The sequence below is a fragment of the Aquimarina sp. AD1 genome, from assembly GCF_003443695.1.
GTDB classification, from domain to species: domain Bacteria; phylum Bacteroidota; class Bacteroidia; order Flavobacteriales; family Flavobacteriaceae; genus Aquimarina; species Aquimarina latercula.
The window spans coordinates 2,197,305-2,213,905 of the sequence record NZ_CP031966.1 but is presented as its reverse complement, the minus strand read 5'-3'; the positions used below and the strand labels follow the sequence as shown (position 1 = coordinate 2,213,905).

18 protein-coding genes are annotated in these 16,601 nt (G+C 31.5%); 13 read left to right on the top strand and 5 right to left on the bottom strand.

What is annotated here, in order from left to right:
* Positions 1 to 12 precede the first annotated feature (12 nt).
* The 12 genes from D1815_RS09835 (at position 13) to D1815_RS09780 (ending at position 10,627) form a co-directional block, all read left to right on the top strand.
* Entirely contained in the window at positions 13 to 600 is a 588-nt protein-coding gene (locus tag D1815_RS09835) for a DUF4291 domain-containing protein (RefSeq protein WP_035086698.1), read from the top strand.
* 20 nt (positions 601 to 620) lie between these two features.
* The gene (locus tag D1815_RS09830; protein ID WP_118386783.1) at positions 621 to 1,136 is read left to right on the top strand and encodes an O-acetyl-ADP-ribose deacetylase; all 516 of its coding nucleotides are present in this window, start codon (positions 621 to 623) and stop codon (positions 1,134 to 1,136) included.
* 3 nt (positions 1,137 to 1,139) lie between these two features.
* Positions 1,140 to 2,102 (top strand): DUF1152 domain-containing protein, encoded by a 963-nt coding sequence (locus D1815_RS09825; RefSeq protein ID WP_118386782.1) that lies wholly within the window; start codon positions 1,140 to 1,142, stop codon positions 2,100 to 2,102.
* A gap of 1 nt (position 2,103) precedes the next feature.
* Positions 2,104 to 2,535, top strand: a complete 432-nt coding sequence (locus tag D1815_RS09820) for an ADP-ribosylation/crystallin J1 (RefSeq protein WP_118386781.1) — start codon at positions 2,104 to 2,106, stop codon at positions 2,533 to 2,535.
* Positions 2,507 to 3,052, top strand: coding sequence for an RNA 2'-phosphotransferase (locus tag D1815_RS09815; protein ID WP_118386780.1), 546 nt, complete (start codon positions 2,507 to 2,509; stop codon positions 3,050 to 3,052). The genes D1815_RS09820 and D1815_RS09815 overlap by 29 nt, the downstream gene beginning before the upstream one ends.
* Before the next feature lie 5 nt (positions 3,053 to 3,057).
* Positions 3,058 to 3,609: a 2OG-Fe(II) oxygenase gene (locus tag D1815_RS09810; protein WP_118386779.1), complete on the top strand. Its 552-nt coding sequence runs from the start codon at positions 3,058 to 3,060 to the stop codon at positions 3,607 to 3,609.
* Positions 3,606 to 4,331 carry a metallophosphoesterase family protein gene (locus D1815_RS09805; protein WP_118386778.1) on the top strand — a complete coding sequence of 242 codons (726 nt, stop codon included), beginning with the start codon at positions 3,606 to 3,608 and terminating at the stop codon, positions 4,329 to 4,331. The genes D1815_RS09810 and D1815_RS09805 overlap by 4 nt, the downstream gene beginning before the upstream one ends.
* Positions 4,332 to 4,408: 77 nt before the next feature.
* A complete protein-coding gene (locus D1815_RS09800) occupies positions 4,409 to 5,584 on the top strand; it encodes a hypothetical protein (RefSeq protein WP_147404106.1) in 1,176 nt (391 codons plus the stop codon).
* Between the two features lie 97 nt (positions 5,585 to 5,681).
* The gene (locus tag D1815_RS09795) at positions 5,682 to 7,127 is read left to right on the top strand and encodes a nicotinate phosphoribosyltransferase (RefSeq protein WP_118386776.1); all 1,446 of its coding nucleotides are present in this window, start codon (positions 5,682 to 5,684) and stop codon (positions 7,125 to 7,127) included.
* A gap of 225 nt (positions 7,128 to 7,352) precedes the next feature.
* Positions 7,353 to 8,021: a Crp/Fnr family transcriptional regulator gene (locus D1815_RS09790; RefSeq protein WP_027395595.1), complete on the top strand. Its 669-nt coding sequence runs from the start codon at positions 7,353 to 7,355 to the stop codon at positions 8,019 to 8,021.
* Positions 8,022 to 8,095: 74 nt separating this feature from the next.
* On the top strand, positions 8,096 to 9,841 hold the full coding sequence (locus tag D1815_RS09785; RefSeq protein ID WP_233557522.1) for a hypothetical protein: 1,746 nt from the start codon (positions 8,096 to 8,098) through the stop codon (positions 9,839 to 9,841).
* Positions 9,842 to 10,063: 222 nt separating this feature from the next.
* Positions 10,064 to 10,627, top strand: coding sequence for a TlpA disulfide reductase family protein (locus D1815_RS09780; RefSeq protein ID WP_118386775.1), 564 nt, complete (start codon positions 10,064 to 10,066; stop codon positions 10,625 to 10,627).
* A 2-nt stretch (positions 10,628 to 10,629) separates the two neighbouring features.
* On the opposite strand, the gene D1815_RS09775 is transcribed toward D1815_RS09780, so the two are convergent.
* The 5 genes from D1815_RS09775 to D1815_RS09755 all read right to left on the bottom strand — a co-directional run bounded on the left by D1815_RS09775 (position 10,630) and on the right by D1815_RS09755 (position 15,180).
* Entirely contained in the window at positions 10,630 to 11,079 is a 450-nt protein-coding gene (locus D1815_RS09775) for a sterol desaturase family protein (protein ID WP_118386774.1), read from the bottom strand.
* A gap of 25 nt (positions 11,080 to 11,104) precedes the next feature.
* A complete protein-coding gene (locus D1815_RS09770) occupies positions 11,105 to 11,944 on the bottom strand; it encodes a phytoene/squalene synthase family protein (RefSeq protein ID WP_027395598.1) in 840 nt (279 codons plus the stop codon).
* A gap of 99 nt (positions 11,945 to 12,043) precedes the next feature.
* Positions 12,044 to 13,537, bottom strand: coding sequence for an NAD(P)/FAD-dependent oxidoreductase (locus tag D1815_RS09765; RefSeq protein ID WP_027395599.1), 1,494 nt, complete (start codon positions 13,535 to 13,537; stop codon positions 12,044 to 12,046).
* Between the two features lie 24 nt (positions 13,538 to 13,561).
* The gene (locus D1815_RS09760; RefSeq protein ID WP_027395600.1) at positions 13,562 to 14,458 is read right to left on the bottom strand and encodes a MerR family transcriptional regulator; all 897 of its coding nucleotides are present in this window, start codon (positions 14,456 to 14,458) and stop codon (positions 13,562 to 13,564) included.
* A 164-nt stretch (positions 14,459 to 14,622) separates the two neighbouring features.
* Positions 14,623 to 15,180 (bottom strand): RNA polymerase sigma factor, encoded by a 558-nt coding sequence (locus tag D1815_RS09755; protein ID WP_035086701.1) that lies wholly within the window; start codon positions 15,178 to 15,180, stop codon positions 14,623 to 14,625.
* Between the two features lie 88 nt (positions 15,181 to 15,268).
* On the opposite strand from D1815_RS09755, the gene D1815_RS09750 reads away from it, so the two are divergent.
* Positions 15,269 to 16,444 (top strand): FecR family protein, encoded by a 1,176-nt coding sequence (locus D1815_RS09750; protein ID WP_027395602.1) that lies wholly within the window; start codon positions 15,269 to 15,271, stop codon positions 16,442 to 16,444.
* Positions 16,445 to 16,601 lie beyond the last annotated feature (157 nt).

Below are 16,601 nucleotides of genomic sequence, written 5' to 3'. Positions count from 1 at the left end.
AAAAAGATAAAAATGATTCAAGAAATACGAGCAGATTATGATAGAGAAACGATCACGATGTATCAAGCATATGGTAAATCCATTGCCCTACCTGCTATCAAGAATAATAAGTTCGAATCACCTTTTTCTTTTAATCGAATGACCTGGATCAAACCATCTTATTTATGGTTAATGGAACGAAGTAATTGGGGGACAAAATCGAATCAGGAGTATATCCTTGGAATAAAAATAAATAAAGCTAGTTGGGAAAAAGCGCTGTCAATGGGAGTGTTAACAGATCCTGATAAAACTATTTATAAAAGTGGTGCTTTATGGGATAAGGAATTCCGAAATGCAAAAGTTCATATACAATGGGATCCAGAAAGAACTTTAAAAGGAGCTAAGATGCAAATAAGATCCATTCAGGTGGGTATTGGTAGAGATTTAATAAAAGAATATAATGAAGAATGGATACAGGAAATAAACGATTTAACTCCGTTAACCAAGAAAATTCGATTATTACTAAAAGATGGGAAGTATAAGGAAGCTAAAAGATTAGTGCCCGGAGAAAAAACGTATGAAGTTCCTGATGATACAAAACGAAGAATAGGAATTAGGTGAACTAAGTAAAAAAGTGATGTATGAAACTAAAAGCACTCCAATCAGATATAACAACTGTAAAGGTAGATGTCATTGTTAATGCTGCGAATACCTCTTTATTAGGTGGAGGAGGAGTGGATGGAGCAATTCATAGAAAAGGAGGTGCGGAAATTTTAGAGGCTTGTAGAAAGATTAGAGCTACCCAAGGTAAATGTAATCCAGGAGAGGCTGTGATTACAACTGCCGGAAATCTTCCTGCTAAATATGTAATCCATGCGGTAGGACCGGTATGGAATACAGGAGGAAAAGATAAAGAAAGACTACTAGCTAATTGTTATTTGAATTCTTTAAGATTGGCTATAGAGAATGATATTAAGACCATTGCTTTTCCTAACATAAGTACGGGGATTTATAAGTTTCCAAAGGAACTGGCTGCTAAGATTGCCATTGAAACGGTAATGAGTTTTCAGCAAGATCAAATAGAAGAAGTAATCTTTGTGTGTTTTGATGAAGAGAACTATAAGTTATATGATGAATTGTTAAGGATAAAAAAATAAACTATGTATACACTAGATAAAATACCTTTTTTTCAGGAAGTTGAAGAAAGCAATAACATACTGCTAGCAGGAATGGGAGGTGGCTTTGATATCTACGCTGCTATACCATTATATTTTAGCTTAATACAACAAGGTAAAAAGGTAACTATTGCTAATTACTCTTTTACGAGATTACGCAATACCAATTCAGAGTCAGTATTTCCTTTTTGTTATAAAATAAGATCTGGTGATCAGGTATATACAATGCCAGCATATTTTCCAGAGAAGTACCTTAAATTATGGTTTCAATCTCAGGGAATATCAGTGGACATTTACGCTTTTGAAAGAATAGCAGTCCAACCTCTTAAGGGTGCATATCAGTTTTTAGTGGATAAACATAAAATAGACACTGTTATTTTGGTGGATGGCGGAACTGATTGTTTAATGTTTGGAGATGAAGAAGGATTAGGAACGCCACAAGAAGATGTTTCTTCCATGGCAGCAGCGTTTCAGATCAATGTTGCTAAAAAATTACTAGTAAGTATTGGTTTTGGAGTAGATCATTTTCACGGAGTTTCTCATTATAGGTTTCTCGAAAATTTAGCAGAATTAGATCGAGAGAATGCATATTTGGGGTCGTTCCAAGTGCTTAATTCAATGTTAGAAGGCCAAAAGTATAAAGAAGCAATCGATTTTGTGGATAGTAAAATGACAGGAATGGAAAGTATTGTTTCTAATTCGATTATTAGTGCCTTAGAAGGGAATTATGGAAACTATCATAAGACTGGTAGAACAAAAGGAAGTGAATTGTGGATTAATCCATTAATGACAATTTATTGGTGTTTTGAATTAGAAAAAGTTCTGAAAAAGAATAAGTATTATGATTATATAAAAAACACCAATACCATAGATGAATTTAATATGGGGTTATCAGAATACAGAGAAGGTTTAGAAGATATTAGGGTGAAAAAACAAATGCCAATTTAAAATGAAAACTATAACACTATATAGACCTGTAGGATTAAAAGAACTAGAGTTAATTCATAATACTGGATGGAAATATTTCCCTCAAAGATTGAGTTGGCAACCGATCTTCTATCCAGTAATGAATGAAGTATATGCCATAGAAATAGCAACCAAGTGGAACTTGGATGATGAAGGATCTGGGTATTCAGGTTTTGTAACCACTTTTGATATGAACGAGTCGTTTTTGAAAAAATATAAAGTAGAAAATGTAGGAGGTCCCATTCATAATGAATTATGGATTCCCGCAGAAGAATTAGAAGAGTTTAATGAAAATATAGTAGGAGAAATTAGGGTAACAAAAACATATTTCGGTCAGAAATATACCTCACCTGAAAATGAAGAATTAAAAAGAATTATTGAAAAAAATGAAAACAAATACGAAACAAATAAGTAAATTTTTGAGTCTTATCCTAAGGCATAATCCAGGAAAGATTGAATTGAAATTAGATGAAAACGGTTGGGCAGATGTTAATGAATTGATAAGTAAAGCAAATAAACATCGCAATAAACTAACTATAGAAACCCTAAAAGAAGTGGTAGCTACTAATGATAAAAAGCGTTTTGCTTTTAATGAGGATAAGACCAAAATCAGAGCGAATCAAGGACATTCTATAAAAGTAGATTTAGAATATACGCCTATTCAACCACCAGAATTTTTATATCACGGTACCGTAGGGAAGTTCAGAGAAGATATACGAAGAAAAGGTCTGCTAAAGATGAGTAGACATCATGCGCATCTTAGCGAAGAACTAGAAACAGCAATGAAGGTAGGTTCCAGAAGAGGAGTGCCCATTATATTAACGGTTCGATCAGGAGATATGTATCGCGATGGTATTGAATTTTATCAATCCGATAATGGAGTCTGGTTAACGGATACTGTTGCTCCAGAGTATATCGAGTTTAAAAAGTGAAAGTGATGATCAAGAAAGTACTACATCCAGAAATATTTTTAATAGAAGATTTTCTTTCAAAAGAAATGTGTGATCATTTCATAGAGAAAGGGGAACAAGTTTCATTCGAAGAGGCTAAAGTTTCTATTGATGGCAAACAAGTAATGGTAAAAGGAGTTCGTAATAATCAACGAATTTTATTCAAAGACCAATTGCTAGCTGATAAGATTTGGAAACAATTAGAACCATATGTAGTGCAGAATTTTGGGATTTATAAAGCGAATGGTCTTAATGAAATGTTTCGTATTTATAAGTATGAAGAGGGACAACGTTTTAAAGTGCATCGAGATGGTAGTCATAAACGAAATGAGAAGGAATGTAGTTTCTTCTCATTTTTGATATATCTCAATGAAGATTTTGAAGGTGGAGAAACTTATTTTGAAAACGGAGTCACAATTACACCTAAACTTGGGGATGCTTTGATATTCCATCATCCACTACGTCATGAGGGAAAACCAATAATCTCAGGAACAAAATATGTGTTAAGAACGGATATAATGTATAAATTAATACAATGAGAACATTAGTAATTGGAGATATACACGGAGGTTACAAGGCATTACTACAGGTGCTAGAAAGAGCTAAAGTAATACCATCAGATACATTAATCTTTTTAGGTGATTATGTAGACGGATGGAGCGAATCTGCAGAAACGATTCAATACCTAATTGAATTGAGCAAAAAACAAAAATGTATTTTTATAAAGGGAAATCATGATGTATGGTGTCATGAGTGGTTATTAGATCCAGAAACCGAAAACCATATTTGGTTTCGCAATGGAGGTAAAGAAACTATTACTTCTTATTTAACTAATAACTTTAGCACTTCTGTTCATTTAGAGTTTTATAAAAACCTCAAAAATTATCATGTTGATAAAGAGAATAGATTGTTTATTCATGCAGGATTTTCATCAATGAAAGGGCCAGAAAATGAAGTGTATCTTACTAATTATAGATGGGATAGGACATTGTGGGAAATGGCTATTGTAATGGATAAAAGAGTTAAAAAACACTCGGCATTATATCCAAATCGATTAAAACTATATTCTGAAATATATATAGGTCATACACCAACATTACATTATAATTGTGATGTCCCAATGCAAGGAATTAATGTTTGGAACATCGATACAGGAGCAGCTTTTAAAGGAAAACTCACAATACTGGATATTGATACCAAAGAATTTTGGCAAAGCGATTCATTACCTTCCTTATATCCTAATGAAAAAGGACGAAACTAAGTCTTTCCTATTTTAGCTGAAAATGGGGTAGTTTCTACATGAAATTCTACCGATTTTTGTCATTCAAAATATTTATAATGATGATTATCAAATTTTCACTTGAATATACAATCAATTATAAGGTCAAAATGACTTTTCTTTTGGTATTCTGTATGCTTTTATCCAACACTATTAATTCTCAAAATATGGAAGATACTATTGAGCACAATTCCTTTTTAATTTTAGAAAAACCCCAGAAAACATATATAGGAATTTATAAAGATGGTATTCCTTTTAATGGATATTTCTCCAAAGGAGATCAAGATTTCCCTAGAGTAGATTATTATGAAAATGGAGAGGCTAAGTTTCAATATTCATTAGATGTTTTTCAAATGGCAATGGGAGCAGAAACAGTAGAAATTAGTGAGGAACTTTTTAAGGGAGAAGAAGATGAAACTAGTGAAGAGTATGAAATGAGTGAAGAAGAATACGAGGAATATGAGCGAAATCTATACAAGGCAAAACTCAATATAAAATCGATATATAGAGATGGTAAAATTCTTCAGGGATATGAATATGTCGAAGCACCTTCTGCTCTGTTTTCCAAAAAGATAATGGATGGTAAGATTGTAGCATTGTATATTGATGTATTTGCTATGCATTATTATCAGAGAACTTCTATGATTCTAAAGAGTGATTCTATAGTTATAGAGTCTCCTACACTGGCTGTCGAAGGAGATAAATTTCAGACAAACTTATCAAAAAAAGATATGTACTGGGAGATAAGATATGTTATGAATAATGAAAATATAGGTTCTAAATATTTTGTGATAGGAGAAACTAATAATTTGCCTAAGAATAGTATCCTTTTTATGTATGATAAGAATGATAGTACTTATAGTTATGGTACTAGTGGTTTTCAAGATTATTTACCCACTCTTAATTTAATAAATATTTCAAATATTTTTTTTGATAAACCAGAAATTTTTAAGTCCGCTGATATGGACACTTTTTTTAGTGATTTAGTAGAAGCTGCTATAATAGAAACTAAGAGAGAAGAAGGAACTTACCCAAAAGAACCAGAAAAATATAGAGGGTATTTAGAAACTGGAGATGATGGAAATGTAGTAACAGGAATACGATTTTTTGACAAAGGAGTAGACTCTTATTATGAAGAATATATAGAAGGAGATAGCGTTAAAAAGGAAAAGATGGATATTGTTAGTTTTCAAAAAGAATTTAAAAAATACTTAAATAAGGTTAGAAACAAGTAGAATATAAAAGGCATTTTAGAAGAAATGTTTTTAAAAATTTTATTTATTTTAAAATAAAAACTATATTTGCGTATAATTAACGCAAAACAATTAATATATGAATCCACTATTATTAACAGACGGTTACAAATTAGGTCATAAAGAACAATATCCAGATGGAACTACTTTAGTGTATTCTAACTGGACTCCTAGAAAAAGTAGAATAGATGGAATTGATCATGTTGTCTTTTTCGGATTACAGTATTTTATCAAAGAGTATTTAATCAAGAGATTTAATAAAGACTTTTTTAATCAGCCAAAAGAAGAAGTTGTTGCAGAATATAAAAAATATGTGGATAATTATTTGGGTGTAGATTATGACACTCAGCATATTGCAGCATTGCACGATTTAGGATATTTACCAATTGAGATAAAAGCATTACCAGAAGGGACAGAAGTACCTATAAGAGTACCTATGTTTACGTTGGTTAATACAAAATCAGAATTCTTTTGGTTAACAAACTATTTAGAAACTCTACTTTCTAATATTATCTGGCAGCCTTGTACTTCTGCTACGATTGCTAAGCAATATCAAAAGATTCTTAGTAAGTATGCTATGGAAACTGATAAAGAAAACCAGGAATTTATTACTTGGCAAGGGCATGATTTTTCGATGAGAGGAATGTCTGGTACAGAATCAGCTATCCTTAGTGGAATGGGGCATGCATTATCTTTTTCTGGTAGTGATACTTTACCAGTAGCAAAAGCTTATGAAATGTATTACAATGCTGATGTTACAAAAGAACTGGTAATAGGTAGTGTAAATGCAACTGAACATAGTGTGATGTGTGCCGGTAGTAAAGATGATGAGATTGGAACTTTTAAAAGATTGTTAGAAACATATCCAACAGGAATTTTATCTGTAGTATCTGATACTTGGGATCTATGGAAAGTATTAACAGAATATCTTCCAAAGTTAAAAGAAGAAATTTTAAAGCGTGACGGAAAATTGGTGATCAGACCGGATTCTGGTGATCCAGTAGATATTATTTGTGGTTGTGAACATGAAAACCCTACAGTAGCTAAAGGTGTTATCGAATTGCTTTGGGATGAATTTGGAGGAGCCATTAATGAACAAGGATATAAGGTATTAAATCCTAAAATTGGAGCAATTTATGGGGATAGTATTACAATAGATAGAGCAACACAGATCTGTGAGCGTCTTAAGGAAAAAGGTTTTGCATCTACTAATGTAGTATTAGGAATAGGGAGTTTTACTTATCAATATAATACTAGAGATACTTTTGGATTTGCTATGAAAGCTACTTATGTTGAGGTGAATGGAGAAGGAAGAGAAATTTTTAAAGATCCAATAACAGATGATGGAACTAAAAAATCAGCAAAAGGACTAATGCAATTATATAAGTCTAATGGTGAGATTATATTAAAAGATCAATGTACAGTAGAGGAAGAAACTCAAGGATTGTTTGAGACTGTTTTTAAAGATGGTAAATTAATTAAAGATGAAAGTTTGTCTGAGATTAGAAAAAAGATTCTGTCATGAATTAAATGAATATTCATTAAAACTCCCAAAAAAGTATTTTTTGGGAGTTTTTGTTTGTAGTTGTATAGGGTTTATAATGAATAGCTTGTTATAACATAGTGAGGTTCTCGTTTGTTTTACAAAAAATTAATTTGATCATTTTTTTGTAAGGATCATTTTAGTATTACGACAGTCTTTATGGTATCAGTCACTAGATATCTAACTAACTTATAAAACACAAACATCATGAGTACAATTTGGTTTTTTGAGGATGCCAATCTCTTCAAGGTATTATGTCCTCATAAATTTAGAAATTACAAAAAAGATCACGACTTCGACGCTTATAAAAAGAGCGATTACATTTATTTTGAAGAAGATTCAGCCAATAAAGTATACCTAATTGAAAAAGGGAAGGTAAAAATTGGTTATTATTCTGAAAATGGGAATGAAGTTGTAAAAGCAATCTTAACACGAGGAGAGCTTTTTGGAGAAAAAGCAATTTTAGGAGAAGATCGAAGAACAGAGTTTGCACAATCCGTTGATAATGCAACGTCCATTTGTCCTATTGGGGTGCAAACTATGCACGATCTTATGAGGGATAATCAGACCTTTAGCTTAAAGGTTTATAAATTTATTGGACTTCGTTTTAAACGTTTAGAAAGAAGGTTGCAATTACTCTTATTTAAGGATACTAAAACTAGATTACTAGAATTCCTAGATGAACTTAAAGAAGATTTTGGGTATTGCTGTCCTAATACTGGAGATACTGTGATACAACATCCATATACACAAAGAGATATAGCAAATCTTATTGGTACATCGCGTCCTACCTTAAATATCATTATGAACGAATTGAAAGAGTCTAAGCAAATAGATTTCAATAGAAGAGAAATTCGTTTAAAAATTGTTGCTTAGTGTTAGCTACCTAACATTTTAAAAAGTTTTATGAAATTATTTTTACAGTAATAATAATCATAAAACAAAAGGCAATGTTTAAAAAATTAATAATAGGAGTACTAGCGATAGGATTGATCGCAGTTTCCTGTAATGACGACGACGATAACGTACTTGTCGCTAATGCTGGTGAAATCGCTGGTGGTCCCTTCGAATTTGATGTGGATGGTGAAGCAGATATGGTTTCAGGAATTACTTTAGATGACACCAATGCATTTGGTACAAGTAGTACATGGATAGTAACAGATGATCAAGGGAATATTCTTGGATTACCACCTACAATAACCGCAGTAGAAGGGGTTAATTTTGATGAGGCTGGTGCAGGAACTTGTTTAATATGGTACGCTAGATATAATGGTACTATTACCGGTTTAGAAATGGGTATGAATGCCAATGATGTAACAGGTGATTTTGATCTTTCTAATTCGATTACCGTAATAAGAAATCAAGTAGCTAATGCAGGAGTTATAGCTGGAGGACCATTTGAATTTGATGTTGATGGTGAAGCAGATATGGTTTCAGGCATTACATTAGATGACACTAATGTATTTGGTTCTGGTAGTACTTGGGTAGTTACTGATGATCTAGGAAATATTTTAGGATTACCTCCAACAATTACTGCTTTAGAAGGAGTTAATTTTGATGGAGCAGGTGCTGGAACCTGTTTGATATGGTATGCTCGTTATGAAGGAACAATTTCAGGTTTAGAAATGGGTATGAATGCCAATGATGTAACAGGTGATTTTGACCTTTCTAATTCAATAACCGTAGTTCGTAATCAAGTTGTAAATGCAGGAACTATTTCTGGAGGACCATTTGAATTTGACGTTGATGGAGATGCTGATATGGTATCCGGAATTACATTAGATGATACTAACGCTTTTGGGGTCAATAGTACTTGGATTATTACCGATGATTTAGGAAATATTTTAGGATTGCCGCCAACACTAATGGCTGTAGAAGGAGTTGATTTTGACGCAGCAGGAGTAGGTACTTGTTTAATATGGTATGCGAGATATGATGGAACCGTAACTGGTTTAGAAATGGGTATGAATGCTAATGATGTAACAGGAGATTTTGATCTTTCTAATTCTATAACGGTTATTCGTAATCAAGTGGCTAATGCAGGAGTAATTTCTGGAGGACCATTTGAGTTTGATGTAGATGGAACTGCTGATATGGTATCAGGAATTACATTAGATGATACTAATGTATTTGGTGATAATAGTACTTGGGTAATTACAGATGATCAAGGTAATATTTTAGGATTACCACCAACTTTGATGGCTGTAGAAGGTGTTGATTTTGACGCTGCGGGTCCAGGTATTTGTTTAATATGGTATGCAAGATACACAGGAACAGTAACAGGATTAGAAATGGGTATGAACGCCAACAATGTAACAGGAGATTTTGATCTTTCTAATTCGATAACAGTAACTAGAAACTGTAATACGAGTCCAGGGGTAATATCAGGAGGTCCTTATACTTTTACTGTAGATGGAACGCCAGATATGGTAAGTGGATTGTCAATTGATAATACAAATGCGGCAGGACCTAATAGCACGTGGATTATTACAGATGATCAAGGCGAAATTTTAGGACTACCAGGAACTTTATTTGATGTACAAGGTGTTGATTTTGATGCAGCAGGAACTGGAGTATGTCTAATCTGGTATCTAAGATATGAGGATGGATTAGAAGGATTAGCAATGGGTATGAATGCAAATGATCTTAAGGGATGTTTCAGCCTATCAAATTCTATACAAGTAACAAGAAACTAAAAGATACATTGAAAAAGAAATAAAAATCATTAAAGATAATGATAATGTGAACTTAACGTAGTAGCTTCTCTTCTCTTAGGAAGTATATCACAATAGTTCATTGTTGTTTTTTTGTTAGTTTTAAAGCGCAACCCCAAGTTGCGCTTTATTAATTTATATACTTTTGTAAGGAAACCTGTTTATACAGACAAATTTTAAAAGTAATACTATACTAGACCACTTATGAAATTCAATAAAAAGAATATATCTAATTTAATTTTTGTAATTATTTTATTGCTCTTTTTTATTCCTAATACTAGAGGAATGATGCAAATTTTCTTAACAAGAATATTTTCGTTTAGCCCTAGTTTAGTAGATGTAGAAGAACGAGCGCAAGTGGCTACTTATGACTGGAAATTACACGGGGTGAATACAGAATCAATGAATTTCAATGTTGCTGAGGGTAAAGTAGTTTTATTGAACTATTGGGCAACTTGGTGTCCTCCTTGTATTGCAGAAATGCCATCTTTGCAAAAACTATATAATGATTATAAAGATAAAGTAGTGTTTGTTTTCCTTACGGAAGATGATGATCCTGAATTAAATAAATTTATGAGTGATAAAAGTTATAATTACCCTATTTATAGGTCTTTATCAAAACAACATCCTAAACCTTTCGTTCACAAACCTATTCCTGGAACTTACCTCATTGATAAGAAAGGAAATATAGTAATTCATAAAATTGGTGCAGCAGATTGGAATACAGAGAAGGTAAGGGCTACGATTGACCAATTAATTGCAGAATAACTTTATTTTTTAAAATATTTAAAAGGAACAAATAGCATTCCGAAACATTCTCCTTTATTTTTACCTAAATGTTTATGATGTATTTTGTGTGCTCTTCGCACACCTTTTGCATACCAATGATTTGCGTTTCTAAATAGTTTAAAACGTTGATGAATAAAAATATCATGAACGAGAAAGTAGGCAATACCATATGCTAAAATTCCAAAACCAATAGATTCTCCAAACCAAAAAGTAATAGGATCATGAAGCATGATACACGACATACTTATTACAGCGTAGAAAACAAAAAATAAATCATTACGCTCCCACCAACTGCTACGATCTTTATGGTGATGATCTTTATGTAAAGACCATAAAAATCCATGCATGACGTATTTGTGAGTAAACCATGCCATAAATTCCATAAAACAAAATGTAGCTATAAAAATTGATATCCAAATAAGAGTATTCATTTTAGATAATTTTTTTAATATACTATTATATTAAGTTCAATCTATAATCAAAATACGATTTAGCTAATAGACCAAATTTTTGATAATTAGGGACACGTATTCTAGTATTCTTTATTTCAACAGAAGGAGTCGACTTTAGTTTGTTTAATAGCTTTTTGTAATAAATGTAAGCGGTGTAAACCCCAAATTTAGCTTCTGCTGGTAGTTTCATAATACCTTCGAAACCTTTGTCAAAATCTTCTTGAATTTCTTCTATAATTCTTAATTTAGACATTTCATCGAGCTGTGTAAGATCAGTATCAGGGAAATAAGTACGACTTAATTCTTCAAAATCAGCTTTTAGATCTCTTAAGAAATTTACTTTCTGAAAAGCTGAACCTAAATGCATAGCACTTTCTTTAAGTTCGTTATATTTCTTATCATCTCCTTTTACAAACACTTTAAGACACATTAGTCCAACCACATCCGCAGAACCATATATATATTCTTTATACTCGGCATTAGTCAAGTAATCTGTTTTATGAAGATCTAATCGCATACTCTTCATAAATGCTTCATATAATTCTGGTTCAATGTTGTAATCGTGAACCGTTTGCTGAAAAGAGTTTAAAATTGGATTTAAGCTTATTTTTTGCTCAATCGCTTTATACATTTCAGTTTCAAAGTCATTAAACAATGTTTCTTTATCGTAATCGTGAAAACTATCAACTATTTCATCTGCAAACCTTACAAATCCATAAATATTATAAATATCCTGTCTAATAGAATCAGATAACATTTTAGATGCAAGAGAAAAAGAAGTACTATATGAATTAGTAACAAGTTTACTACAACTATAAGAAACGGAATCAAATAAAGCTTTCATGGATATGGTTTTAGTTAGGTTTAAGTCTCAATGTGATTGGAGAATTAATAATTAGATTTTTAATAATAGTGTTGAATAATCAGTTGTGTTTTACATAAATTAAACAGTTTGAAGTTTCGGTTTTCTTGATACATTTAACTGTGATTCTATTAATCCTGCTACTAATTTACCAGATATTAAAGAAGGTGGAACTCCAGGTCCAGGGACAGTTAGTTGACCGGTGAAAAATAAATGCTTCACTTTTTTACTTTTCAACTTAGGTCTTAGAAATGCTGTTTGCAACAGTGTGTTAGCCATTCCATATGCATTTCCTTTGTATGAATTATACTCTTTTACAAAGTCCTTAACACAAAAGGATTCTTTAAAGATAATATTATTTCGAACAGTTTGCTCAGTTAAATCTTCAAAACGCGTTATAATTTTATCAAAATAAGTTTCTCTTAAAGCTGGAGTATCTTCTATTCCAGGTGCTAAAGGAATCAAGAAAAAGCCATTTTCTTTTCCTTCAGGAGCTGAACCAGAATCCGTAACAGACGTAAAATTCGCATAAAAAAGAGGTTCTTCTGGCCATTTTGGCTCATCATAAATATCTTTTGCGTGTATATCAAAATCTGTATCAAAAAATAAATTATGATGATGAATGTTTTTTAGTTTTTTGTCAAAACCTACATAAAACAGCAATGAAGAGGGAGCAAATGTTTTGCGTTCCCAATATTTTTCTGAATACTGTCGATATTTAGGTTCTAATAACGTTTCACTATGATGGTAATCAGCACCGGATAATACTATATCTGCATTTATTTTGGTACCATTAACGACAATACCATTTGCAACTCCATTGTCTACTTCAATTTTTTCTACAGGCGAACTGGTAAAAAAATCAACACCTAACGATTCTGCTAATTTTTTCATTCCTAGTATTACTTGATACATTCCTCCTTTTGGATGCCAAGTTCCTAATCCAAAATCTGCATAGTTCATAAAACTATAAAAAGCAGGAGTATCACTTGGTTTTGCACCTAAAAACAGTACTGGAAATTCAAGAATTTGAATTAATTTATCGTTCTTAAATTCTTTTCTAACTTCTTTTGAAATAGTACTAAAAAATTGTCCAATTTTTTTGATGGTTTCTTTAGTTACCAATTCTATGGGCGAAACACCTGGGCGATATACTAGTTCATTAATCGCAATATCGTAGTTGTTTTTTGCGGCATCAATAAATTTTTTAAGTTTTATAGAACTTCCTTTTTCTTCTTTTTCAAAAGCGGTATATATCTTTTCTAAGGTATCCTCAATTGTAATACTTTCTTTGTTTTCAAAAAAAACTTTGTATGCAGGATTTAATTTATCTAATCCGTAAAAATCAGAAGGGGAAGTATTAAAATCATTAAAAAACTTTTCAAATACGTCTGGCATCCAATACCAAGAAGGTCCGATATCAAATGTAAATCCGTCTTTTTTAAGTTGTCTCGCTCGACCACCAACGGTATCATTTTTTTCGTAGATCGATACATCATATCCTGATTGCGCCAAATAACACGAGGCAGAAAGAGACGAAAAGCCAGAACCAATGATTACTACTTTCTTTGACATAGTGGTTTGTTTATAGATAATATGTTATAATTCTTTGATTAGATCTGTGATAGATGAGAAATAACGGTGGTTGGGAGCGCTATTTTCAGATATATGCATGGTTTGTTTACCCAGCATCCAAAACTCACTTTCACGTTTCGAACATATTATATCGTTAAATTTTGCAACATAGTCTTTTATTTTGTCTTTTTCAGGTCTAACAGTAAAATAAGACAAAAATGTAGTGTTTTCATGAAAAGTAAGCATATTGGGTAAGCTATCAAGAGGGATACTAGGACCTAAATAGATAGCTTTATATCCTTGTAATAATATCTCATAGTTAATATATAACAAACCTAGTTCGTGGATCTCATTTTCCGGAAGAAAAAGTATAAAAGCCTTATCTGTTTTTGTAGATTTAGAATATTGAAGTTTTTCAATATTGATAAGCAATTTTTGCTTGATTAAGTTTGTTATGAAATGCTCGTGAGATGGACTTATAGTATTTGTTTGCCATAATAGACCAATCTCTGTTAACAAAGGAATAAAAACATCAGTAAATATTTGTCTAAAAGTTCTTTTCTCAGCTAATTGCTCATAAGTTCCTAGAAACAATTGAAGATCATAATTAAGCATGGATATTTTAAGAGAATTGATCGCTTGATTTTTTGTGCTATTGTCAGAAACAATTCTTCGCACATACTCATCTATTTCTTCATTATTAAGTTTTGAAACTCTAGATATTTTATATCCGCTATTTACTAAATAAGTTACATTAAGTAATTTCTGAAGGCTTTTTAAACTGTAAGTTCTTATATTGGTTTCTGTGCGATCTGGTGACAATAAATTATATCTTTTTTCCCATATCCTGATCGTATGCGCTTTAACACCGCATAAATTCTCCAGATCCTTAATGCTAAAATTTTGTTTTATATTGTTCACCTTTTGTATAAAATAGTTAAACAAATTTAAACAAAAAGTAGATAATCTTTAGATAGTTCTTGTTAAATTATTAACGATAACTGTTAAAAAGATATTTAGAAACTGAATTTGAAATTTAAAAGACTTATGTATTTAACAGTAAAAAGGTACTTCTATAGAAATACTTAAAAGAAAAAGGCAGAGACATTTGTTTTTAAAAACCGCAATGCTTTCGTGATATGAATTTCTACAGTTTTTGTAGAAATACCTAGAATTTCGGCAATTTCCTTATGCTTTTTCTGTTCGAATCTACTTAATTTAAAAACCTCTTGACATTTTTTTGGTAGCTTTTCTATTGCGCTTTCTATTTTTAACCAATTTGCTTCTTGTTGCATTTTTTCATTTTCTTGGTATAATTGAAAAAGCGCTTTCCATTTTAATTCATCTAATAAATCGATCTCTTTTTTTTGTTTACGCAAATGCATCAGGTATTCGTTATGGCAAGATCGGAAAAGATAATTTCTGAGTGAAGAGGTAATGTGTAAAGTAGATTTTTTTTCCCAAAGTCTTAAAAAAACATTTTGTACCAGATCTTCGGATAATGTGCTATCGTTAGATAACTTATGGACATAATTACATAACCAGTCATAATATTGATCAAATAAAATTTTATAACTTTTTTGATCCCCCTCTATTAGCCCGTTAATAAGTAATTTTTCTATGTTATTGTGTTGATTCTTCATGATAACAATCACTTGCTAAATTATAAAAATTAAAATAAAGTAGGGGATTGATGTGATTTTTGCATCATGTATATAGAAATGTAGAAGAATGGATAATTATTTAACAATAATTAAGAAGTATTTAGAAGGAAGTATTTCTTCTTCGGAGAAAGAAACTTTAAAACAATGGCTACAACAGAAACAAGAGCATCGAGATGTTTTTGAGAAAAAAGTTGCGCAATGGCATGCTTCTAGTAAAGATATTTCTGTAAACTCTGATCAGGCTTTTAATCGGTTTTTAAATTCGATACAGGAAAAAGAATTAGAAGAGCGTAAGGTTATCACATTAAAGACTCTAAAAAAAGTATTTCGATATGCAGCTATACTTATAGGGGTTCTAGTATTAGGATATTACTTAAGTAGATTAAACCCGTCCAATGTAGATAATGTAGAAGATTTAGTATCTACTGAAACAGTAAGAGATGATAAGATCAAAATTGTACAAGAAGATGGAACAATAACGTATATAGATATCAATAGTCTGTCTGATGTTATAACTGCTAATGGTAGTATGATTGGTAAAAAAGATAGGGATAAGTTAGTTATTTCGGATAATGCTAAAGATTTAGAGGAAATAGAGTATTTAGAGATTTCTATTCCTAAAGGTGAAATTTTTCAATTGAGTTTATCTGATGGAACAAAGGTTTGGATGAATGCCGATAGTAAACTAAAATTTCCTAAGAACTTTATAGCCAAAGAGGTTAATAGAATAGTGTATCTGGAAGGTGAAGCATTTTTTGATGTAACTACGAATAAAGCACAACCATTTATAGTAAAAACTAAAGAGATGGATGTAAAAGTTTTAGGGACAAAGTTCAATGTATCCTCTTATGCTGAGGATTCAACTATTAAAACAACATTGGTTGAAGGTTCGGTTGCTATAAATGCTAAAAATAAATTAAAGGAATTGAAGCTGAGACCAAATTATCAAGCGGTTTATTCTAAGGGTGACGAGCTGATTGCAAAAAAGAAAGTGAATACTATACTCTTTACATCATGGATGCAGAAAAAGATGATCATACATAATGAATCTTTCGCCGAGGTAATTAAGAGATTAGAAAGAACGTATAATGTAGAAATTATAAGTACAAATCAAAGATTGAATAATACTAGATTTACTGGAGAATTTGATACGGAAAATGTAAAACAGATTCTTAATGTATTTTCTAAGACGATAAATTTTAATTATGAAATAGAAAATAAAAAAATTGTCATCGCCCCATAGCTAAGAGGCAATAATCATTCAGGACTTATCAAAAGATGTAAGTAGTACAGAGAATTTGATAAGTTCTGTATGATATATGAAGATTAAAATCAAACCATAAAAAAAAGGAAGTGCTGCAACACTTCCCTTATGGTCTGATTATTATTTAACTGAGTAC